We start from the raw sequence: 21,554 nt of genomic DNA, 5'->3' as shown, positions 1-21,554 counted from the left end.
AGTGGTTCCAGGTGAGCAAGGGGACGAAAGGGCGATGTCATGACGGACCGGGGCACCGACGGCGCCACCGCCATCACCGTGTCCCCCGCCGGCGGGGGCGCCAGGACCGCACGCCCGGCGGGCGCGCCCCCGCACGGTCTCGGCGACTCGCTGTCGCCGGCCGAGGCCGAGGCCAAGGCCAGGGGCACCTTCCCCTACACGGCCGACCTGTGGGCCGAGGGCCTGCTGTGGGCCGCCGTGCTGCGCTCCCCGCACCCGCACGCCGCGATCAAGCGGATCGACACCACCGACGCGGCGGCCATGCCGGGGGTGCGGGCCGTGGTCACCCACGAGGACGTGGGCGGCGAGGCCGGCCTCGGCCGGCTGGTCACCGACCGGCCGCCGTTCGCCTCCGAGGTGGTCCGCTACCACGGCGAGCCGGTGGCCGCGGTGGCCGCCGACCACCCGGAGACCGCGCGGCTCGCGGCCGCCGCGATCGTCGTCGAGTACGAGGAACGCGAGCCCGTCACCGACCCCGAGAAGTCGTTCGAGGCGCCGGCGCTGCACCCGGACGGCAACGTGATCCGGCACATCCCGCTGCGCCACGGCGACCCGGCCGCAACCGGCGAGGTCGTCGTGGAGGGGCTCTACCGGATCGGCCGCCAGGACCCGGCGCCCATCGGCGTCGAGTCGGGCCTCGCCGTGCCCCGCCCGGACGGCGGCGTCGAGATCTACACGGCCACCACCGACCCGCACACCGACCGCGACCGGATCGCCGCCAGCCTCGGGCTCACCACCGAGCAGGTCAAGATCTACGTCACCGGCGTCCCCGGGTCCCTCGGGGACCGCGAGGACCTGGGCTTCCAGCTGCCGCTCGCGCTGCTCGCCATCCGCACCGGCAGCCCCGTGAAGCTCTCGGCGACCCGCGAGGAGTCGTTCCTCGGCCACGCCCACCGGCACCCCACGCTGCTGCGCTACTGGCACCACGCGGACCGCACCGGCAAGATCGTCAAGGTCGAGGCGCAGCTGCTGATGGACGCCGGCGCCTACGCCGACGACTCGGCCGAGGCGCTGGCCGCCGCCGTGTCGTTCGCGGCCGGGCCCTACGTGGTGCCCAACGCGGTGATCGACGGCTGGGCGGTGCGCACCAACAACCCCCCGGCCGGCTATGTGCGGGGCGAGGGCGCGATGCAGGTGTGCGCGGCCTACGAGGGGCAGATGGACCGGCTCGCGGCGCAGCTCGGCATCGACCCGGCCGAGCTGCGCGCCCGCAACGTGCTGGGCACCGGGGACGCGCTGCCGACCGGGCAGACGGTCACCTGCCCGGCCCCGGTGGCCGAGCTGCTGGCCGCGGTGCGCGAGGCGCCGCTGCCGGCGCTGCCCAAGGACGGCCCGGTGGAGGACTGGCTGCTGCCCGGCGGCCCGGAGGGCGCCGGCGAGCCGGGCGCGGTGCGGCGCGGCGTCGGTTATGCCCTGGGCATGGTCCACATGCTGGGCGCCGAGGGCACCGACGAGGTGTCCACGGCCACGGTCAAGGTGGAGGGCACGGTCGCCACGGTGCTGTGCGCCGCGGTGGAGACCGGGCAGGGCTTCGCGACGCTGGCGCGGCAGATCGTGCAGGACGTGCTGGGCATCGAGGAGGTGCACGTCGCGCCGGTGGACACCGACCAGCCGCCGGCGGGGCCCGGTGGGCGCGGCCGGCACACCTGGGTCTCGGGCGGCGCGGTGGAGCGGGCGGCCAAGATGGTGCGCACCCAGCTGCTCCAGCCGCTGGCCGCCAACTTCGGCATGTCCGCCGAGCTGTTGAGCATCGCCGACGGCAAGATCACCTCCTACGACGGGGTGTTGAGTACCACGGTGGCCGAGGCGCTGGAGGGCAAGGAGCTCTGGGCGACGGCGCAGTGCCGGCCGCATCCGACCGAGCCGCTCGACGCCTCGGGGCAGGGCGACGCGTTCGTCGGCCTCGCCTTCGCGGCGCTGCGGGCCGTGGTGGACGTGGACGCGGAGCTGGGGTCGGTGCGGGTCGTCGAGGTGTCGGTCGCGCAGGACGTGGGGCGGGTGCTCAACCCGCGGCAGCTGCGGACGCGGATCGAGGCGGGCGTGCTGCAGGGCGTCGGCGCGGCCCTGACGGAGCATCTGCGGGTGGTCCGCGGGGAGGTGCGGCGGCCCGACCTCGCGGGGTATCCGCTGCCCACCGCGCTGGACGCGCCCGACGTGCGGATCGTCCGGCTCATCGAGGAGCGGGACGTGGTCGCGCCGTTTGGCGCCAAGGCGGTGAGCGCGGTGCCCGTGGTGGTGGCGCCGGCGGCGGTGGCCGCGGCGGTCCGGGCCGCCACCGGGCGGCCCGTCAACCGGCTGCCGATCCGGCCGCAGTCGGCGGTGGTGGGCCCGTAGGCGGGCCCACACCCGATCGGCGTACGACGATGGTCAGGGGCGAATCCGCCTTACGTCCATAGGCAGGGCTCGGGGGCAGTCCTTACGGTGTTCGCATGACCGACACCGACGCCGGCTCCGGGCCTCCGAGCACCGCCACCCCACACCAGCCGCAGGGCGAGGAGGCCGCCGCCGACGGCGGGCGCGCTGGCGTCCTCGGTCCCCGCCACCGCGCGCTCACCCTGGGGTGCGTCTGCTCCATCCTGTTGATCGCCTTCGAGGCCATGGCCATCGGCACGGCGATGCCGGCCGCGGCCGAGGAGCTGCGCGGCGTCTCGCTCTACGCCTTCGCCTTCTCCGGCTTCTTCACCACCAGCCTGCTCGGCATGGTGGTCGCCGGGCAGTGGTGCGACCGGGTCGGGCCGCTGCGGCCCGTGGCGGTGGGGATAGCCGCCTTCGCCGCGGGGCTGCTGGTGACGGGCGTGGCCCAGAGCATGTGGGTGTTCGTGCTGGGCCGTGCGGTGCAGGGGATAGGCGGCGGCCTGGTGATCGTCGCGCTCTACGTGGTGGTCGGCCGGGCGTTCCCCGAGCGGCTGCGTCCCGCGGCGCTGGCCGCGTTCTCCGGGGCGTGGGTGCTGCCGTCGATGGTCGGGCCGCTGATCGCGGGGTCCGTCACCGAGCACTTCGGCTGGCGCTGGGTCTTCCTCGGGATCACCGCGCTGGTGCCGTTGCCGCTGCTGGTGATGCTCCCGGCGCTGCGGCGTCACGCCTCGGGGCCGCCGCCGGGCGCGCGGGGCGCGTTCGACGGCCGGCGGCTGCGTCTCGCGCTGGCGGTGGCGGTGGGCGCGGGGCTCGTGCAGTTCGGCGGTCAGGAGGTGCGGTGGCTCTCGCTGCTGCCGGCGCTCGTGGGCCTGGCGTTGCTGTGGCCCTCGGCGGTGCGGCTGCTGCCGGTGGGCACCCTCCGGGCGGCTCGCGGGCTGCCCGCGGTGATATCCCTGCGGGGCGTGATCTCGGCGGCGTACCTGGTGACGCAGACCTTCCTGCCGCTGATGCTGGTCGCCCGGCGCGGCCTGTCCTACACCGAGGCCGGCCTGGCGCTCGCCGTCTCGGGCGTGGTGTGGTCGCTGGGCTCCTTCGCCCAGGCCAGGCCGTGGGCCGAGCCGTACCGCCACCTGCTGGTGCGGCTCGGGACGGTGCTGCTCGCGGCCGGGGTGCTGACGACGCCGCTGGTGCTGTGGGAGGCGGTGCCGGTGTGGCTGCCCACGGTCACGTTGACGGTGGCGGCCTTCGGCATGGGCCTCGTGGTGTCCACGGTGGGCGTGCTGGTGCTCCGGCTCTCGCGGCCGGGGGAGTCCGGGGGCAACGTCTCCTCGCTCCAGGTCTGCGACAGCCTGGGCAACGTGCTGATGCTGACGGCGGTCGGCACCCTGTTCGCCGCCTTCGGCGGGGACGCGTCCGCCGCGCACGAGGCGGGCGGCGCCGCGGCCTCGGCCGTGGGCGCGGAGGCGTTCGTCGTGGTCTACGCGGCGGCGGCCGTCGCCGCGCTGCTCAGCGTCGTGGTGGCCGGCCGGATCGGCGCGCCCGCCGAGCGGGCCGCCCTGGCGTGAAGTCGTCGGTGGCGGAAGGGGGTTGGCGGTGACCGGGGGCCGGCCTCAGCGGGCCGGGCCGCGGCTTGGGTAGGCTGGCGCGGTTGTCGCCGCCGAGCCACCGTTTCCGGAGATCGTGACTACCACAGCCTCGTCCGCACCCAGTTCCTCGCACCATCTCTCGCCCGCTTTCCCCGGCCGTGCTCCCTGGGGCACGGCGGGCAAGCTGCGTGCCTGGCAGCAGGGGGCGATGGAGGAGTACCTGCGGCGTCAGCCGCGGGACTTCCTGGCCGTCGCCACCCCGGGCGCCGGCAAGACGACGTTCGCGCTGACGCTGGCGTCCTGGCTGCTGCACCATCACGTCGTCCAGCAGGTGACGGTCGTCGCCCCCACCGAACACCTGAAGACCCAGTGGGCCGAGGCCGCGGCCCGGATAGGGATCCGGCTCGACCCGGAGTACAGCGCGGGCCCGCTGGGCCGCGACTACCACGGGGTGGCCATCACCTACGCCGGCATCGGGGTGCGGCCCATGCTGCACCGCAACCGGTGCGAGCAGCGCAAGACCCTGGTGATCCTGGACGAGATCCACCACGCCGGCGACTCGCGCTCCTGGGGCGAGGCGTGCCTGGAGGCGTTCGAGCCGGCCACCAGGCGGCTGGCGCTCACCGGCACCCCGTTCCGGTCGGACACCAACCCGATCCCCTTCGTCTCCTACGCGGAGGGCACGGACGGGATCCGCCGCTCGGTCGCCGACTACACCTACGGCTACGGCAACGCGCTGGGCGACGGCGTGGTGCGGCCGGTCATCTTCCTCTCCTACAGCGGCAGCATGCGCTGGCGCACCAAGGCGGGGGACGAGATCGCCGCCAAGCTCGGCGAGCCGATGACCAAGGACGCCACCTCCCAGGCGTGGCGCACCGCCCTCGACCCCAGGGGCGAGTGGATGCCGGCGGTGCTCACGGCCGCCGACCGGCGGCTCACCGAGGTCCGCAGGTCCATCCACGACGCCGGCGGCCTGGTGATCGCCACCGACCAGGAGTCGGCCCGCGCCTACGCCAAGCTGATCCGCGAGATCACCGGCACCTCGGCCACCCTCGTGCTCTCCGACGACAGCGGCGCCTCGCAGCGCATCGAGGAGTTCCGGGGCAGCGAGGACCGCTGGATGGTCGCGGTCCGGATGGTGTCGGAGGGGGTGGACGTGCCCCGGCTCGCGGTCGGGGTCTACGCCACCACCATCGCGACGCCGCTGTTCTTCGCCCAGGCCGTGGGCCGCTTCGTGCGCTCCCGGCGGCGCGGCGAGACCGCGTCCGTCTTCCTGCCGACCATCCCGACGCTGCTCCAGTTCGCGCACGAGCTGGAACTGGAGCGCGACCACGCGCTGGACAAGCCGAAGAAGGACGGCGAGGAGGACCCGTACGCCGAGGAGGCCGACCTGCTCAAGGAGGCCGAGCGCGAACAGAACGAGCCGGACGGCGAGCAGGACCAACTCCCGTTCGAGGCACTGGAGTCCGACGCCGTCTTCGACCGGGTGATGTACGACGGGCACGAGTTCGGCATGCAGGCCCACCCCGGCAGCGAGGAGGAGCAGGACTACCTCGGCATCCCCGGGCTGCTCGAACCCGACCAGGTGCGGCTGCTGCTGCAGAAGCGGCAGGCCAGGCAGCTCGCCCACAGCCGCCGCAGGCCGGACGCCGAGGCCGACCTCCTCGAGGTCCCGGCGGAGAACCGGCCGGTGCTCAGCCACAAGGAGATGATGGAGCTGCGCCGCGAGCTCAACTCCCTGGTCGGCGCCTACGCGCACCAGTCGGGCAAGCCGCACGGCGTGATCCACACCGAGCTGCGCCGGGTGTGCGGCGGCCCGCCGAGCGCCGAGGCCACGGCGGGCCAGCTGCGGCAGCGGGTGGAGAAGATCAGGGAGTGGGCCACGCGCATGCGGTGACGCCCGCCCGCTCTTCCGGCATTTCTCCCCAGAACGATCCAAAACCAACATCGACTGCTCGGATTTTGGACGTCCTCTTCCGGTAACCGGTGCTGATCGATAAGTTTCCGGACACGCGCACACTCGGTTGCAGAGTCGCCCCGGTGCGCAGCGGCCAGTGATCCGTCTCACCTGCCATGTCCAGTGATGGCATCCCGTGCGCGCTGCCGAACGGGACGTCGGCACGCGCACCGCTGACCCGGAAGGGGGCGCCGTGACCGCGGAGACTTCCCAGACACTCGACCGAGGACTGCGAGTACTCAAGCTGCTCGCCGAGACCGACCACGGGCTGACGGTCACCGAGCTGTCGCGCCAGCTCGGCGTCAACCGCACCGTGGTCTACCGGCTGCTCGCCACCCTCGAACAGCACTCCCTGGTCCGTAGGGACGCCGGCGGCCGGGCCCGGGTCGGCGTCGGCGTGCTCGGCCTCGGCCGCCAGGTGCACCCGCTGGTACGGGAGGCCGCCCTGCCCGCGCTGCGCTCGCTCGCCGAGGACGTGGGCGCCACCGCCCACCTCACCGTGGTGGACGGCACCGACGCCCTCACCGTGGCCGTGGTCGAGCCGAGCTGGACCGACTACCACGTGGCCTACCGCACCGGATTCCGGCACCCGCTCGACCGGGGCGCCGCAGGGCGCGCCATCCTCACCGGCCGCTGCAAGGACATCGACGACGAGGACGGCTACGTGCTCACCCGCGGCGAGCTGGAGGCCGGCGGCTCGGGCGCCGCCGCCCCGCTGCCCAGGGACTGCGGCATCGAGGGCAGCGTCGGCGTGGTGATGCTGAGCGAGGCGGTGCCCCCCGAGGTCGGGCCGCGGGTGGTCAGGGCCGCCGAGGAGGTGGCGGCGGTCCTGCGTTAGATTCGCTGCCATGCCCGCAGCCAAGAACGCGCCCGAGGCGCAGGCCGCCGCCCAGCGGCCGCCCGGTCGCCGTCGCCCGCTGCTGCTCGCCCTCTGCGGCGCGCTCGTGGTGGCGCTGTTCGCGGTGGTGGCCGTCGTGCCGCTGCCGTTCTCCGTCACCTACCCGGGGTCCACCGCCGACGTCCTCGGCGAGGCCGAGGGCGAGCCCGTCATCACCGTCTCCGGCGCGCCGGTGCGCGACCCCGAGGGCCAGCTGCTGCTGACCACCATCGTGGCCACCGGGCCCGACGCCACGGTCCGCCTCGGGGACGTGATCAGCGGCTACTTCGCCGACGACCGCGCCGTGATGCCGCGCGCCTCGGTCTACCCGGTCGGCGACTCGACGAACGAGATCCGCGAGCACAACGCCCAGCAGATGCGCGAGTCCCAGGACGCGGCGGTGTCGGCGGCCCTCGGCTACCTCGGTCTCGACGGTTCCGAGGTCTCCGTCGAGCTCAACCTCCCGCGCATCGGCGGCCCGAGCGCGGGCCTGCTGTTCTCGCTCGGCATCGTGGACCTGTTGCGGGGCGACGGCCAGGGCGGCGACCTCACCGGCGGCCGGGTGATCGCCGGCACCGGCACCATCGAGGCGGACGGCACCGTGGGCCCGGTGGGCGGCGTGCCGCTGAAGACCAGGGCGGCCGCCCGCGACGGCGCCGACGTCTTCCTGGTGCCGCGCGACGAGTGCTCGGACGCCCAGGCGGACCTGCCGGAAGGACTGCGGCTGATCCCGGTGACCACCCTGAGCGGCGCGGTCGACGACCTGCGCGCGCTGGCCGCCGGCGAGCCCGTGCCCAGCTGCTGAACCTGCCCAACCGCCCCCGCGAGTGCAGGTCGCGGGGGCGGCTTGTGGGGGGTGGTACAGGTACTGATTCCCCGGGCCGACCCGTTCACGCCCGCTCGCCGGGAATCGGGGACATCCGCACCCCGCGGACACCTTCTGGCGGAAGCCGGGGCGATTCCGCGCCCGCTTGGTGAAGTCATGGGGCCCCTCGGTACAGTCGGGCCGCGAGAAGGGGAGGCCGGGCATGGCGATCGACGGACTCGACGCGCGGCTGATCGAACTGCTCGCCAGGGAGCCGCGGATCGGCGTGCTCGAAGCCTCACGGCGGCTCGGCGTCGCGCGCGGCACGGCCCAGGCCAGGCTGGAGAAGCTGCAGGCGTCCGGGGTCATCCGGGGCTTCGGCCCGGACGTCGACCCGGCGGCCATCGGCTTCCCGGTCACCGCCTTCGCCACCCTCGAGATCACCCAGGGCCGGGGCGAGGAGGTGCGCCGCCACCTCGGCGGCGTCCCCGAGGTGCTCGAACTGCACACCATCACCGGCCAGGGCGACATGCTCTGCCGCCTGGTGGCCCGCTCCAACGCGGACCTGCAACGGGTGATCGACCGGGTGGTCGGCTTCCCCGGCATCGTCCGGGCGTCCACCGCGATCGTGATGGAGAACCCGGTGCCACTGCGGGTCATCCCCCTGGTCAGACACGCCGCGGGCGGCGGTTCCTGACCGCTCCCGCCGTACCGTTCAGGGGGCCGACTCACCCGGCTCCTCGGCGCCGGGGATCAGCAGACCACGTAGTTCGTCCTCCACATCGCCGGCGTCGCCCTCGGTGCCCGGCGGCACCACGCGCAGCGTCCGCTCCAGCCACGCGGACAGCGGCACCGCCGGCACGTGCAGCAGCGCCTCGCCGTCCGGCGAGCTCAGCGACAGGCAGATCACGTTCCGCCCGGCCTGCTTCGCGGGCCACACCCGCACGTCGCCCTCCCCGGAGGGCCGGAAGACGCCCTCCACCAGCAGGTCCCTGGCGAACGTCCAGTGCACCGGGACGTCGGAGCCCAGGTGGAAGGTGATGTGCACGGCGTACGGGTCGTCGGACCGGTACACGAGCCGAGCCGGCACCGGAACGCTGCGCTCAGGCGAGAGCACCAACTGGAGGTCCAACTCCCGCTCGATGATGGTGTGCATGGGATGCGCCCTTCTCTGTGCGGTCCTGCGGAGATAGAGAGGGAGAGACCGGTCTTTCATTACGCGACTCCACGAGAATTGATCGGGACTCTTCGACGGCCGGGCGGTGGGCCGGGCGGCCCCCCCCACGCCCCGTCGTCGCGGCGCGGGTGCGGGTACCCCGGGGCATCCCCGAGTACGCTGCCCGAATCCGCGCCGGCACCGATCCGGGCGCGCAACTCGCCCCTCGATGGCCGATATTGGGTGGACCTCGGGCCGGTCGGCTCGCACAGTGATGCGGTGACACACCCGACGCCACCCCCCTTCCTGCCAGGACTCACGCTCTCCCGCGTCCTCTACGAGGAGGCCGTGCGACCGCTGCTCGCCGAGCACCACCCGGGGCTGCCGTACGCCGCCGCCCGCGTCGGCCCGGGCTCCGAGGTGCTGGGCTTCGACACCGCCAGGTCCGCCGACCACGAGTGGGGACCGCGACTCGAACTCTTCCTGACCGCCGAGGACGCCGCCGAGCACGGCGCCGACATCGAACGGATGCTCGCCCACCGGCTGCCCAAGGAGGTGCGCGGCTGGCCCACCAACTTCCGGCCGTCGCCCGACCCGGCCGACCCGGTCGGCCTGATGGCCCACACCGAGGGGCCGGTGGCGCACCGGGTCGCGGTCACGGACGTCGGCTCCTGGCTGGCCGAACGCGGCCTCACCGCCGAGCCCGACACCGCGGACTGGCTCGCCATGCCCGCCCAGCGGCTGGCCGAGGTCACCGCCGGCGCCGTCTTCCACGACGGGGTGGGCGAGTTGACGGCCGCCCGGGCCAGGCTCGACTGGTACCCGGACCAGGTGTGGCGCTGGCTGCTCGCCTGCCAGTGGCAGCGGATCGCCCAGGAGGAGGCGTTCCCCGGGCGCTGCGCCGAGGTCGGGGACGACCTGGGCGCGGCCCTGGTCGCCGGGCGGCTGGTGCGGGACTGGATGCGGCTCTGTCTGCTCTACGCGCGCCGGTACCCGCCCTACGGCAAGTGGCTGGGCAGCGCCTTCGCCCGACTGCCGGTCGCCGGCGAGCTGTTGCCGGCGCTGCGCGGCGCGCTCGCCGCCACGGGCGCGGCGCTGCGCGAGCGTCACCTGTGCGACGCGGGCGAGCGGATCGCCGCCCTGCACAACGAGTCGGGGCTGACGGCGCCGCTCGATCCCACCCGACGGCCCTACCACAGCCGGCCGTTCCTGGTGCTCGACGCCGGTCGGTTCGCGCGGGAGCTGGCCGGCACGGTGGCGGACCCGGCGCTGCGTGGCCTTCCGTTGACGGGCGCCGTCGACCAGTGGGCGGACAACACGGACTTCCTCGGCGACCCGGGGCCGGCCCGTGCCGCCGTGCGGGCGGCGCTCGGGCGACAGGGCGCGTGGGAACCGGACGGCGTTCGTTAGGGTCCTTCTCGGACAGACTTGGAATGACGCTGGCCGCTTGCGACGTACGATGCTTACTCGCAGTCGCGACCAGAGAGCACGGACGAGGAGATTCGGACCGCATGAGCTCCCCACCCGCAGGAGGCGCCAGCGGCGGCCCGGGGCCCAACTGGTATCCGGACCCGTCCATTCCCGGCTACATCCGGTACTGGAACGGCACCGCCTGGGTGCCGGGCAGCAGCCGGCCCGAGCCGCGGGAGGGCGAGCCCGCGCCCACGCCGCCGGCCGGCTCCGGAGTGGCGCCGGCGGCGCCCACGCCGGCGCAGGCACCCCCCAAGGACGAGACACAGCCCTTCTTCTTCGACGAGGACCCGACACCCGCGGACTCCGGTCCGCAGGTGGCGCACTCGGGCGACCAGCGGGTCGCCTGGGGTTCCGACGAGGACGTGAGCCCGTCGCCGGCCGCCGCGGCCGGGCGCGTCGACCCGCGCGGGCAGTTCCGCCGCACCCCGGCCGAGGGCGCCCCCGCGCCCGAGCCGGCACCGTCCCAGGCACCCGAGCCCCCGCCGGCCCAGGCGCCGGAGCCTTCGGCGCCGCGCGCCGACGCGGGCGGCGGCTCCTGGGAGCGCCAGGTGCACGAGCTGGCCCAGGGCGGCGGTCAGGGCCCGGACGCGGCCGCCGCCGGCCCTCCCGTCCAGGCGGCCCAGGCGCCCTCGGTGCCCTCCCAGTCGGGCCCGCCCGGGCTCGGCGCCCCGCCGGCGCCCAGTCCGCAGCAGGGCGTTCCGGTGCCGGGGCAGGCGTCGCCGCCCACCCCGCAGCCCGCCCCGCCGCAGGCCAGTCCGCCGCAGGGCGTGCCCGCCCCCGGCGGCCCGCCCGGGCTCGGTGTCCCGCCGCAGCCGGGGCCCGCCCAGGGCGCGCAGCCCGCGCAGCCCGTGCCGCCGGCCCAGCCCGTGCCGCCGCAGGCCGGGCCCGCGCCCGTGCCGCCGGCCAGCCCGGCGCAGGGCGTCGCGGTGCCGCCGACGCGCCCGAGCCCCGGCCAGGGGGTGCCCGTGCCGGGCGCCGCCGCCGGCGGGTACGGCTACCCCCAGCAGCCGCCGCAGGGGCCCGGCGCCCCCGGGGGCTACGGCTATCCCCAGGCCCAGCCCCAGCAGCCGGGTGCCGCCGGCGGATACGGCTACCCCCAGGCCCAGCCCCAGCCTCAGCCCCAGCAGCCCGGTTCCTCCGGCGGTGGTTACGGCTACCCGCAGGCCGGGTCCACGCCGCCGGGGCAGTCGCCCTACCTCCAGGCCCACCAGGGCGATCCGCTCACCATGATCCGGCAGTTCGTCGACCCGGAGCAGAAGTACCCGGCCGGCCTCGGCCGCCGGCTGCTGGCCAGGATCGTCGACTCGCTGCTGCCGGTCGGCGCCGCCGTCGCCGTGGCCCTGCCGCTGGTCGGCCAGGCCCGCGACCACATCCAGGAGCAGATCGACGCCGCCGAGCGCGCCGGCATCACCAAGCAGATCTGGCTGATCGACGGCACCACGGGCGGCTATCTCGCCCTCGTCCTCGGCGTCTTCCTGGTCGTCGGGCTGCTCTTCGAGGCGCTGCCCACCGCGATCTGGGGCACCACCCTCGGCAAGGGCATGGTCGGCGCCCGGGTGGTCGACGTCGAGCGGCAGGAGAAGCCGTCGTTCGGCGCGGCGCTGCTGCGCTGGCTGCTGTACAACGTGCTGGCGTTGCTGGTGGTGGGCGTCGTCAGCCTGGTGCTCGGCGCCCGCGACCGGCCCTGGCGCCAGGCGTGGCACGACAAGGCGGCCCACACCTTCGTGGCCGTCACCAAGCCGAACGGCTAGCCGCCCCCCGACGGGGGCGCGTCAGCCATCCGCCCGGCGCCCGGATGCGGGGCGCCGGGCGCCGGGGTGGACTGGGGGCATGAGTACTCACCAGCCACGGCCCGACCCCGAGGAAGGCCCCGGCCGGGAGGCCGGCGAGGACGAGGGGCTGCCCAAGGCCCCGCCGCCCGGCGAGCCCTACGGCGACAACCCCTACGGCGGCCCGGCCGGCGCGGCCGACCCGCTGGCCGGCATGCCCCCGCTGGCCAACCGGGGCAAGCGCCTGGTCGCCCGCGTCATCGACTCGATCGTCGTCGGCGTGCCCGTCACGCTGCTGATGTGGCCGCTGGTGGGGAACTACGGCTGGGACGGCGACGGCGGTGGCGGCGCGTACGGCTCCGAGGCCGTCGTGCTCGTCGTCTACTTCATCTACGAGGGCCTGATGCTCAGCGCCCGTGGCCAGACCCTGGGCAAGATGGCCATGCGCATCCGGGTGGCGATGCTGCGGGACGGCGCGGTGCCGCGCGGCAACCCGGCCTGGTACCGGGCCGGGGTCTACTCGCTGCCGCAGCTGCTGCCGTGCATCGGCTTCGTGTTCTGGCTGGTCAACGTGCTCAACTGCACCTGGGACAAGCCGTACCGGCAGTGCGTGCACGACAAGGCGGCCAGGACCGTGGTGGTCTCGACCGCCTGATGTCGGACCCCCGTCGCGAGGAGCCGGGCGCCGGGCGTGCGCGCGGGGGCGCGCGCCGCTCAGACCGTTACGCCAGGGCGCCCGCGCGGGGTGTCGAGCGGCTCCGGGTGGGCAGTCTTCGGGAGCCGCGCGGCCGGGGCCCGGCCGGCGCGGCGGGCCCGCAGGGCCAGTGCGACCAGGACGCCGAGCAGCAGGGCGACACCGGCCACCAGCGTGAGACCCGGGCCCGAGAGGGCCGGTGCCAGCAGGAGTAACGCGAAGGTGGTGGTGACGACGGTGACCGAACCGTAGATGATCTGCGCGGGGGTCGGGTGCGGCATCGCGGTGTCCGTCCTCGGTGCTGGTGGTGGCGGGCCGTGCCGGAGGGGCGGCGCCCCAGGAACGCGTTCCGTTTTTCGAACGGTTCTACGGCCCTCGATGCCCGCGCGACGCCGTCGGTAAGCGCGCGCCGGGCGGCATGACGGATGCACGGGGGGCGCACGGATTCATGGCATGACGGCTTGACAGACGGACGAACGACCGTAGTGGTAGCGGGGGGTTGAATCAAGGGCTGTCTTTTTCTGAATCACTCATGTCAAATGCACCCGTCGTGTCACTGCTCGCGCAGGGAGGACAGTCAACAGGTGAACATGGGGAAGAGATCCACGAGATCGAGGACCGCCGCGGTCGCGACGGCCGTCGCCGCCATCGGCGCGGCGGTGCTGCTGCCCGCCGGGGTCGCCCAGGCGCAACCGCCCGCGGACCCGGAGGCGGCGCCCGAGGTCGAGGAGCCGTACGCCGCGGAGCCCGAGCTCGAGAACCCCCTGGGGGACAAGCGCGAGTCGCAGCGTCAGGAGGCCTACCAGCAGCTGCTGTCGGGCGAGGCCACGGCGCGGACCAGGGGCGGCTCCGAGGTCGTCGAGCTGAGCGACGGCGAGTTCGTCGACATGGCGACGACCGGCACCGACCGGATCTTCACGATCCTCGTGGAGTTCGGTGACGAGATCCACCCGGAGTACGGCGGTGACCCGGGCCCGTTGGTCAACCAGATCCCGGAGCCGGACCGCGAGGTGGACAACTCCACCATCTGGCAGGAGGACTTCGACCGTCAGTACTACGAGGACGTGTACTACTCGGAGGACCCGGACGTCCCGTCCGTGAAGCAGTACTTCGAGCAGCAGTCCTCGGGGCGCTACTCGGTCGAGGGCTATGTCAGCGACTGGGTCAGGGTCGACTACAACGAGGCCAGGTACGGCAACAACGCCTGTGGCTCCAGCGTCTGCCGCTCGGTGTGGGAGGTCGTCGCGGACGGCGTCACCACCTGGTACGAGGAGCAGCTCGCCCAGGGCGCGACCCCGGAGGAACTGCGGGCCACGCTCGCCGAGTACGACCGGTACGACCGGTACGACTACGACGGTGACGGCGACTTCAACGAGCCGGACGGCTATCTGGACCACTTCCAGATCGTGCACGCCGGCGAGGACGAGTCGGCCGGCGGCGGCGCGCAGGGCGAGGACGCCATCTGGGCGCACCGCTGGTACGCGTTCGCCGACCAGGCCGGCGTCACGGGCCCCGAGTTCAACCCGCTCGGCGGCACCGAGATCGGCGACACCGGCCTCTGGGTCGGCGACTACACCATCCAGCCGGAGAACGGCGGCGTGGGCGTCTTCGCCCACGAGTACGCCCACGACCTCGGCCTGCCCGACCTGTACGACACCCAGGGCGGCGAGAACGGCACCGCGTTCTGGACCCTGATGTCGTCCGGCTCCTGGCTCGGCCCCGGCGACGGCTCCATCGGCGCCCTGCCCAACGACATGGGTCCGTGGGAGAAGCTGCAGCTCGGCTGGCTCGACTACGAGGTGGCCCAGGCCGCCACCCGGTCCACCCACCAGCTCGGCGCGTCCGGCCTCGCCTACCCGGAGGACGGCGAGAGCCGCGGCAGCCAGGCGCTGATCGTGGAGCTGCCGGAGAAGACCGTCACCACCCCGATACACCAGCCGGCCCAGGGTGAGAACCAGTGGTGGAGCGGCTCGGGCGACGACCTGAACAACACCCTGACCCGCACCGTCGACCTGACCGGCGCGAGCTCCTCGGCCTCCCTCGACCTCACCGGCTGGTGGTCCATCGAGGAGGGCTTCGACTACCTCTACGCCGAGGCGACGACCGACGGCGGCTCGACGTGGACCGCGCTGGACGGCACGGCGAACGGCGAGGCGCTGCCGACCGACAGCGCCGGCCGCACGGCCATCTCGGGCGAGTCGATGGGCGACGTCCCGGTCTCCTACGCGCTGGACGACTACGTCGGGCAGTCCGTCGAGGTCCGCTTCCGCTACCAGACGGACGGTTCGCTGACCATGACCGGCTTCACGGCCGACGAGATCTCCGTGACCGCGGACGGCGAGACGGTCTTCTCGGACGACGCGGAGAGCGGCGAGGGCGACTGGGAGGCCGACGGCTTCAGCGTCGTGGGCGACGCCATCACCGGCGAGTACCCGCAGTACTACCTGGTGGAGAACCGGCAGTACGTCGGCTACGACCGCACCCTGCGGACCGGCCCGTACAACTTCGGTTTCCTGGACCAGCGGCCCGACTGGGTCGAGCACTTCCCCTACCAGAACGGCATGCTGGTCTGGCTGTGGGACACCTCGGAGCTGGACAACGACGTCAGCCAGCACCCGGGCACCGGCCTGGTCCTGCCGGTGGACGCGCACGCCGAGGCGGACCGCTGGTCGGACGGCTCCCTGATGCGCAACCGGATCCAGTCCCGGGACGCCACCTTCAGCTGGTACCCGACCCGCCGACTGACCCTGCACCGCAACAGTGAGCCCACCACCCTGCGGGCGGAGCTCGGCGCCCCGGTCTTCGACGACCGGAACGGCACCTACTACGACCCGGACAACCCGTTCCACAGCGTGCGGGTGCCGGACACCAACACCAGGATCTCGATCGTCTCGCAGCCGCTGAACACCTCGAAGCCGATCACGGTGCGGGTGTCCCCGAGCGGACGGTGATCGAGCGATCACACATCCGTGGGTGACCACGGTCTCGGCCGCCGCCCCTCGACGGGCGGCGGCCGAGCGCGTAAGGATGTGTGACATGTCAGATGGAGGTTTCGTCCAGCTGCCGGACGGCAGCGTCGTCGTCGCGCTCGGCCTGCCGCACCCCGTCGCACCGGGCCGCAGCGTGCGGGTGCTGGTGCACGCGATCAACCGGCCACGGGCGCTGACGCGGGTGCGGAACCTGGGGCTGCGGGCCGTCTACCTGCGAGGCAACGCGGCGCCGCCGACCCCCGACGAGATCTCCGCCGTCCTCCACCACCCCGACGGCCTGGTCTGGCGCCACCGCCCCTCGGAGGCCGCCGACTCCTGGCGCCCCATCCGCCACCTCCTACGCCGCCCGGCGTGACGCCTGCGAGACGCCTGCGGCGAGCTCGGCCACGTGCGCCTCGGCGGCGCGAAGTGCCCGCCGAGGCCGCCGGCACCGTCGGGCGCGCCGGCGCCTCACGGCCGACGTAACGCCTGCGGCGGGCTTCGGCCACGCGGTGGCCAGCCGGCGTTCCGCACGGGTCGGCCGCAGGCCGGGGCGGCGGGGCGGGGAAGGGCGGGTGGGTGGGGCAACCCCCCGGGAAACCCCCGGTGGGGGAGCGCCTCAGTCGGCCGCGACCACCGGGGCGCCGGTGAGTTCGATGCCGGCGGCCGCCATCTCCTCGCGGGCCGCCTCGACGCTCTTCCGGCTGACGCCCGCCGTCAGGCTCAGCAGGACCCGCGTCTCCAGGCCCTCCCGCGCCGCGTCCAGCGCCGTCGCCCGCACGCAGTGGTCCGTGGCGATGCCGACCACGTCCACCGCCGTCACGCCGCGCGCCCGCAGCCAGTCGGCGAGGGAGAGGCCCGACTCGTCCGTGCCCTCGAAGCCGCTGTAGGCCGCCGCGTAGGCGCCCTTGTCGAAGATCGAGTCGACGGCCCCCGACGCCACCGCCGGCGCGAAGTTCGGGTGGAAGCCGGCGCCCTCGGTGCCGGCCACGCAGTGCCTCGGCCAGGAGCGCGTGAAGTCGGGCCGCTCCGAGAAGTGGTCGCCCGGGTCGACGTGGTGGTCGCGGGTGGCGACCACGTGCTGGTAGCCCGGCGTGGCCGCCCCGATCAGGTCGGTGATCGCCGCGGCGACGTCCGCCCCACCGGCCACCGGGATGCTTCCCCCCTCGCAGAAGTCGTTCTGCACGTCGACCACGATCAGGGCGCGCTGCATTCTGAACACCTCACTTGCGTCTACGAACGATCCGGACCGATCACGAGCATCGCGAGTACTACCAGTAACCTACGCGGTCACCGGGGACTCCGTGCGGTAACGGGTCGGAAGCACCGGCTCGCCGCGCGACAGCTGGGTCGCGGAGAGCGGCAGCCCGCCGCGCGCCGTCTCGTGGCGGCGCCGCGCCGCGTCCAGGGTCTCCCGGTCGAGCACCCGGCCGGCCCGCATCAGCTCCACGCTCAGCAGCGAGTCGGCCAGCTCCTCGGGCACCGGTCCGGTGCCGATGACCTCCTCCGCGGCCACCCCGTACTCGTCCTTGGCCCGCGCCGCCCACTTCACACCGCCGACCGACAGCTTGCCGCCCAGCGACTTCTTGGCCACCGGCACCAGCGGCGCCCGCGCGTCCTCGCCGGCGGCCCTGGCCACCAGCTTGTAGACCATCGAGGCGGTCGGGTGCCCGCTGCCGGTGACCAGCTGGGTGCCGACCCCGTAGGCGTCCACCGGCGCCGCCGCCAGCGAGGCGATCGCGTACTCGTCCAGGTCGCTGGTCACCACGATCCTGGTGTCGCGCGCGCCGAGGTCGTCCAGCTGCTGCCGCACCCGGTGCGCCACCACCAGCAGGTCGCCCGAGTCGATCCGGACCGCGCCGAGCCCCGGGCCCGCCACCTCGACGGCCGTCCTGACGGCCTCGGCGACGTCGTAGGTGTCCACCAGCAGCGTGGTGCCGGTGCCGAGCGAGTCGACCTGGGCCTGGAAGGCGTCCCGCTCCGAGTCGTGCAGCAGGGTGAACGCGTGCGCGCTGGTGCCCACCGTCGGGATGCCCCAGCGGAAGCCGGCCGCCAGGTCGGAGGTCGAGGAGAAGCCGCCGACGTACGCCGCCCTGGCCGCCGCGACCGCCGCCAGCTCGTGGGTGCGGCGCGCGCCCATCTCGATCAGCGGCCGGCCGGCCGCCGCGACCGCCATCCGGGAGGCGGCCGCGGCCACCGCCGAGTCGTGGTTGAGGATCGAGAGGATCACGGTCTCCAGCAGCACGCACTCCGCGAAGGTGCCCTCCACCTGGAGGATCGGCGAGCCGGGGAAGTAGATCTCGCCCTCCGGATAGCCGTGGATGTCGCCGGTGAACCGGTAGTCGGCCAGCCAGTCGAGCGTCGGCCGGTCCACGACGCCCTGCTCGCCGAGGAAGTCCAGGATGGCCGGCTCGAAGCGGAAGTTCTCCACCGCGTCGAGGACCCGGCCGGTCCCCGCCACCACGCCGTAGCGGCGGCCCTCCGGCAGCCGCCTGGTGAAGACCTCGAACACGGAGCGCCGGTGCGCGGTGCCGGCCCGCAGCGCCGCCTGCAGCATCGTCAGCTCGTACTGGTCGGTGAACAGGGCGGTCGAGGGCACCGCCACGGGCGTTCCCGGCCGTCCTTCGCCCATCACATCCACGTTCATGGGCGCCAGCCTACACCGGATCTCGTCAAACTGACGATATCGCTTCCGTGGGACGCCCCGGAGCCGTCCGGGGGCCGCCGCTTGGGCGCGCGGGCCCCGGGGATGGCAGCATGGGACACGTGAGTGCCATCCCCATGGAGATCGAGAGCACGGAGTCGCAGCAGGCGCCGGCCGACGTTCCGGCGCCCGACGTACCGTGGGTCACGGTCGTGCACAACGACCCGGTGAATCTCATGAGTTACGTGACCTATGTCTTCCAGGCGTATTTCGGCTACTCGAAGGACAAGGCCAAGAAGCTGATGCTGGACGTGCACCACAAGGGCCGGGCGATCGTCTCGCAGGGCAGCCGCGAGGAGATGGAGCGGGACGTGCAGGCGATGCACGGCTACGGGCTCTGGGCGACGCTGCAGCAGGACCGGTGATGGCGGGCTACTTCGAGGCCACCAGCGACCCCGAGGGCGGCGCATCGCTCACGCTCGACGAGGTCGAGATCTCCATCCTGCGCAGCCTGGCCACCCAACTGCTGGAGCTGATCGGCCCGGAGCGCGGCCCGGAGGGCGCCGGCGGCGACCCGCTGGACGCGCTGTTCGCCGAGGGGCCGAGCGAGCCGCCGAAGGACCCGGCGCTGGCCAGGCTCTTCCCCGACGCCTACGGCGAGCCGGGGCAGGAGTCGGACGACGAGGTCCGCCGGCAGTCCGCCGAGTTCCGCCGCTTCACCGAGACGGACCTGCGGGCCCGCAAGCGGGACGACCTGCTGGCCATGGTGCGCGGCCTGGACGAGGCGGCGAGCGGCGCGGAGGGCGGCGACGCCGTGCTGACCCTCGGGCCCGAGGACGCCAGGCGCTGGCTCGGCGCGCTCAACGACCTGCGGCTCACCATCGCCGTGCGGCTCGACATCAAGGACGACGAGGGCGCCGAGGCGCTCCTCGACATCCCGGACGACGAGCCGAACAAGCCGCTGATCATGGCCTACGTCTGGCTCGGCGCCCTCCAGGACTCCCTGATCGGGACGCTGCTGCCCTGACCCCGCGGGCGCCGTCCTACCCTGACGCCATGCTTACCATCAGCCAGGAGCTGCGCGAGAAGATCATCGCCCACGCCCGCGCCGACCACCCGGACGAGGCCTGCGGGGTGGTCGCGGGCCCCGCCGGCAGCGACCGCCCCGAGCGCTTCGTCCCGATGCTCAACGCGGCGCGCTCGCCCACGTTCTACGAGTTCGACTCGGGCGACCTGCTCCGGCTCTACCGGGAGATGGACGACCGGGACGAGGAGCCGGTGGTCATCTACCACTCACACACCGCCACCGAGGCGTACCCCTCCCGCACCGACATCTCCTACGCCAACGAGCCGGGCGCGCACTACGTCCTGGTCTCCACCGCCGAGTGCGGCAACGGCGAGGGCCCCGTCTCGTTCCGCTCCTTCCGGATCGTGGAGGGCGAGGTCACCGAGGAGGAGGTGCGGGTGGTGTGAGCCCTCGGTGTTATGAGCCGATTTCCATGTGCGTCTCCGGGAATCGCTACGATGCGACCATGGTTTCCCACGGCGTGAACGACGAATGGCCCGGCGGCGCTCCGCTGGTGGCGCGTCTGCACGTCGACCTGTGCCGCCTCGCCAGCGCCATGTGTCGCGCCGCTCGCTGATCCAGCCGCTACTGCCGCACGTTCCGCCTGTCGCAACCCACGAGCCCTTCCCTGGAGTCCGCATGGCCATCGAGGTCCGCATCCCGACCATCCTTCGCAGCTACACCGACGGCCAGAAGGCGGTCAAGGGCACCGGTGCGACCATCGCCGAGCTCTTCGCCGACCTGGACGCCAACCACCCCGGCATCAAGGACCGGCTCGTCGAGGACGGCGGCAAGCTGCGCCGCTTCGTCAACGTCTACCTCAACGACGAGGACGTCCGCTTCCTCGCCGGCGTCGACACCGAGCTGTCCGACGGCGACAGCGTCACCATCCTGCCGGCCGTCGCCGGGGGCATGCGCTGATGCGCTTCGACTCGCCGCTGGCAGCCGTGGGCAACACGCCGCTGGTGCGGCTGCCCCGGCTCTCGCCGGCCGAGAACGTGCGGATCTGGGCCAAGCTGGAGGACCGCAACCCGACGGGATCGATCAAGGACCGCCCCGCGCTGTTCATGATCGAGCAGGCGGAGAAGGACGGCCGGCTCACCCCCGGCTGCACCGTCCTGGAGCCCACCTCGGGCAACACCGGCATCTCGCTGGCCATGGCGGCCAGGCTCAAGGGCTACCGGATGGTGTGCGTGATGCCGGAGAACACCTCGTCGGAGCGGCGCGAGCTGCTGGCCATGTGGGGCGCGGAGATCATCCCGTCCCCGGCCGCCGGCGGCTCCAACACGGCGGTCCGGGTGGCCAAGGAACTGGCCGCCGAGCACCCCGACTGGGTGATGCTCTACCAGTACGGCAACCCGCACAACAGCGGCGCCCACTACGCCACCACCGGCCCCGAGATCCTGGCCGACCTGCCGTCCGTCACCCACTTCGTCGCCGGCCTCGGCACCACCGGCACGCTGATGGGCGTCGGCCGCTACCTGCGGGAGCAGCGGCCCGACATCCAGATCGTCGCGGCCGAGCCGCGCTACGACGACCTGGTCTACGGCCTGCGGAACCTGGACGAGGGCTTCGTCCCCGAGCTGTACGACGAGTCCGTGCTGACCTCCCGCTACTCGGTCGGCTCGGCCGACGCGGTGACGCGGACCCGGGAACTCCTCGCCCAGGAGGGCATCTTCGCCGGCGTCTCGACGGGCGCCGCGCTCCACGCGGCGATCGGCGTCGGCCGCCGGGCCCTCCGGGCCGGCCAGACCGCGGACATCGTCTTCATCGTCGCCGACGGCGGCTGGAAGTACCTGTCCACGGGCGTCTACACCGCACCGACGACGGAGGCGGCCATCGAGGCCCTCCACGGCCAACTCTGGGCGTAACCGCTGCGCGCTTGGCCTTGGCCACCGGGCCGCCAGGCCCGGGGCACGCGCATAGCGCGGGGAGCCACCGCGGCGCCGCGCCGCGCCGTGCCGCGCCCACCCACCCGCCCTCCGGGCGGGTCGTCGCGCGGCACGCTTCGCGTGACCCGGCGGCGCAGCGGCCGCGCGCCTGCGGCGCCGGGCCGGTCGGCGGCGTGGCCGCCCACGGCCTTCGGCCGCGGTGGCGCCCGCCGCGTCGCCGCGCGTAGCGCGGGGTCACGCGGCGCAGCGGCAGTGCGGCCGTCCGCGCGGAG

At 73.9% G+C, this 21,554-nt stretch carries 21 protein-coding genes; 17 read left to right on the top strand and 4 right to left on the bottom strand.

Annotated features, from left to right (window positions below):
* Positions 1 to 39 precede the first annotated feature (39 nt).
* The 6 genes from RNC47_RS30220 to RNC47_RS30195 all read left to right on the top strand — a co-directional run bounded on the left by RNC47_RS30220 (position 40) and on the right by RNC47_RS30195 (position 8,316).
* The gene (locus RNC47_RS30220; RefSeq protein WP_311603300.1) at positions 40 to 2,373 is read left to right on the top strand and encodes a xanthine dehydrogenase family protein molybdopterin-binding subunit; all 2,334 of its coding nucleotides are present in this window, start codon (positions 40 to 42) and stop codon (positions 2,371 to 2,373) included.
* Between the two features lie 95 nt (positions 2,374 to 2,468).
* Positions 2,469 to 3,959, top strand: coding sequence for an MFS transporter (locus RNC47_RS30215; RefSeq protein WP_311603299.1), 1,491 nt, complete (start codon positions 2,469 to 2,471; stop codon positions 3,957 to 3,959).
* Positions 3,960 to 4,074: 115 nt separating this feature from the next.
* Positions 4,075 to 5,877, top strand: a complete 1,803-nt coding sequence (locus RNC47_RS30210) for a DEAD/DEAH box helicase (RefSeq protein ID WP_311603297.1) — start codon at positions 4,075 to 4,077, stop codon at positions 5,875 to 5,877.
* 253 nt (positions 5,878 to 6,130) lie between these two features.
* Positions 6,131 to 6,775: an IclR family transcriptional regulator gene (locus RNC47_RS30205; RefSeq protein ID WP_311603296.1), complete on the top strand. Its 645-nt coding sequence runs from the start codon at positions 6,131 to 6,133 to the stop codon at positions 6,773 to 6,775.
* A gap of 10 nt (positions 6,776 to 6,785) precedes the next feature.
* Entirely contained in the window at positions 6,786 to 7,619 is an 834-nt protein-coding gene (locus RNC47_RS30200; RefSeq protein WP_311603294.1) for a S16 family serine protease, read from the top strand.
* A gap of 223 nt (positions 7,620 to 7,842) precedes the next feature.
* Entirely contained in the window at positions 7,843 to 8,316 is a 474-nt protein-coding gene (locus RNC47_RS30195) for an Lrp/AsnC family transcriptional regulator (protein ID WP_311603292.1), read from the top strand.
* 18 nt (positions 8,317 to 8,334) lie between these two features.
* Here the strand turns inward: RNC47_RS30195 and RNC47_RS30190 are convergent, their stop codons facing one another.
* Positions 8,335 to 8,775, bottom strand: a complete 441-nt coding sequence (locus tag RNC47_RS30190; RefSeq protein WP_311603291.1) for an SsgA family sporulation/cell division regulator — start codon at positions 8,773 to 8,775, stop codon at positions 8,335 to 8,337.
* 279 nt (positions 8,776 to 9,054) lie between these two features.
* On the opposite strand from RNC47_RS30190, the gene RNC47_RS30185 reads away from it, so the two are divergent.
* The 3 genes from RNC47_RS30185 (at position 9,055) to RNC47_RS30175 (ending at position 12,672) form a co-directional block, all read left to right on the top strand.
* Positions 9,055 to 10,185: a DUF4037 domain-containing protein gene (locus RNC47_RS30185; protein WP_311603289.1), complete on the top strand. Its 1,131-nt coding sequence runs from the start codon at positions 9,055 to 9,057 to the stop codon at positions 10,183 to 10,185.
* Positions 10,186 to 10,286: 101 nt separating this feature from the next.
* Positions 10,287 to 11,999: an RDD family protein gene (locus tag RNC47_RS30180; protein WP_311603288.1), complete on the top strand. Its 1,713-nt coding sequence runs from the start codon at positions 10,287 to 10,289 to the stop codon at positions 11,997 to 11,999.
* Between the two features lie 79 nt (positions 12,000 to 12,078).
* On the top strand, positions 12,079 to 12,672 hold the full coding sequence (locus tag RNC47_RS30175) for an RDD family protein (protein WP_311603287.1): 594 nt from the start codon (positions 12,079 to 12,081) through the stop codon (positions 12,670 to 12,672).
* 59 nt (positions 12,673 to 12,731) lie between these two features.
* Here the strand turns inward: RNC47_RS30175 and RNC47_RS30170 are convergent, their stop codons facing one another.
* On the bottom strand, positions 12,732 to 12,992 hold the full coding sequence (locus RNC47_RS30170) for a hypothetical protein (RefSeq protein WP_311603282.1): 261 nt from the start codon (positions 12,990 to 12,992) through the stop codon (positions 12,732 to 12,734).
* Between the two features lie 309 nt (positions 12,993 to 13,301).
* On the opposite strand from RNC47_RS30170, the gene RNC47_RS30165 reads away from it, so the two are divergent.
* Together RNC47_RS30165 and RNC47_RS30160 are read left to right on the top strand one after the other, a co-directional pair.
* Entirely contained in the window at positions 13,302 to 15,662 is a 2,361-nt protein-coding gene (locus RNC47_RS30165) for an immune inhibitor A domain-containing protein (protein WP_311603281.1), read from the top strand.
* An 85-nt stretch (positions 15,663 to 15,747) separates the two neighbouring features.
* Positions 15,748 to 16,056 (top strand): hypothetical protein, encoded by a 309-nt coding sequence (locus RNC47_RS30160; RefSeq protein WP_311603279.1) that lies wholly within the window; start codon positions 15,748 to 15,750, stop codon positions 16,054 to 16,056.
* Positions 16,057 to 16,299: 243 nt separating this feature from the next.
* Here RNC47_RS30160 and RNC47_RS30155 read toward each other — a convergent pair whose 3' ends face one another.
* A complete protein-coding gene (locus RNC47_RS30155; protein WP_311603278.1) occupies positions 16,300 to 16,893 on the bottom strand; it encodes an isochorismatase family protein in 594 nt (197 codons plus the stop codon).
* Positions 16,894 to 16,962: 69 nt separating this feature from the next.
* Positions 16,963 to 18,327 carry a nicotinate phosphoribosyltransferase gene (locus tag RNC47_RS30150; protein WP_311603277.1) on the bottom strand — a complete coding sequence of 455 codons (1,365 nt, stop codon included), beginning with the start codon at positions 18,325 to 18,327 and terminating at the stop codon, positions 16,963 to 16,965.
* 110 nt (positions 18,328 to 18,437) lie between these two features.
* Here RNC47_RS30150 and clpS point away from each other — a divergent pair, with 110 nt between their 5' ends.
* The 6 genes from clpS (at position 18,438) to RNC47_RS30120 (ending at position 21,261) form a co-directional block, all read left to right on the top strand.
* Entirely contained in the window at positions 18,438 to 18,749 is a 312-nt protein-coding gene (clpS, locus tag RNC47_RS30145; RefSeq protein ID WP_311603276.1) for an ATP-dependent Clp protease adapter ClpS, read from the top strand.
* Entirely contained in the window at positions 18,749 to 19,351 is a 603-nt protein-coding gene (locus RNC47_RS30140; RefSeq protein WP_311603275.1) for a DUF2017 domain-containing protein, read from the top strand. The genes clpS and RNC47_RS30140 overlap by 1 nt, the downstream gene beginning before the upstream one ends.
* 29 nt (positions 19,352 to 19,380) lie before the next feature.
* On the top strand, positions 19,381 to 19,797 hold the full coding sequence (locus tag RNC47_RS30135) for a M67 family metallopeptidase (RefSeq protein WP_311603274.1): 417 nt from the start codon (positions 19,381 to 19,383) through the stop codon (positions 19,795 to 19,797).
* A 59-nt stretch (positions 19,798 to 19,856) separates the two neighbouring features.
* On the top strand, positions 19,857 to 19,967 hold the full coding sequence (locus RNC47_RS30130) for a putative leader peptide (RefSeq protein WP_311603273.1): 111 nt from the start codon (positions 19,857 to 19,859) through the stop codon (positions 19,965 to 19,967).
* Positions 19,968 to 20,029: 62 nt separating this feature from the next.
* Positions 20,030 to 20,311, top strand: a complete 282-nt coding sequence (locus RNC47_RS30125) for a MoaD/ThiS family protein (RefSeq protein WP_311603271.1) — start codon at positions 20,030 to 20,032, stop codon at positions 20,309 to 20,311.
* Positions 20,311 to 21,261 carry a PLP-dependent cysteine synthase family protein gene (locus tag RNC47_RS30120; protein WP_311603270.1) on the top strand — a complete coding sequence of 317 codons (951 nt, stop codon included), beginning with the start codon at positions 20,311 to 20,313 and terminating at the stop codon, positions 21,259 to 21,261. The genes RNC47_RS30125 and RNC47_RS30120 overlap by 1 nt, the downstream gene beginning before the upstream one ends.
* The last annotated feature ends 293 nt before the right edge of the window (positions 21,262 to 21,554 follow it).

Source organism: Streptomyces millisiae, assembly GCF_031845425.1.
Taxonomy (GTDB): domain Bacteria; phylum Actinomycetota; class Actinomycetes; order Streptomycetales; family Streptomycetaceae; genus Streptomyces; species Streptomyces millisiae.
The sequence above is the reverse complement of the archived record's forward strand: the minus strand, read 5'-3'. Positions and strand labels throughout refer to the sequence as shown.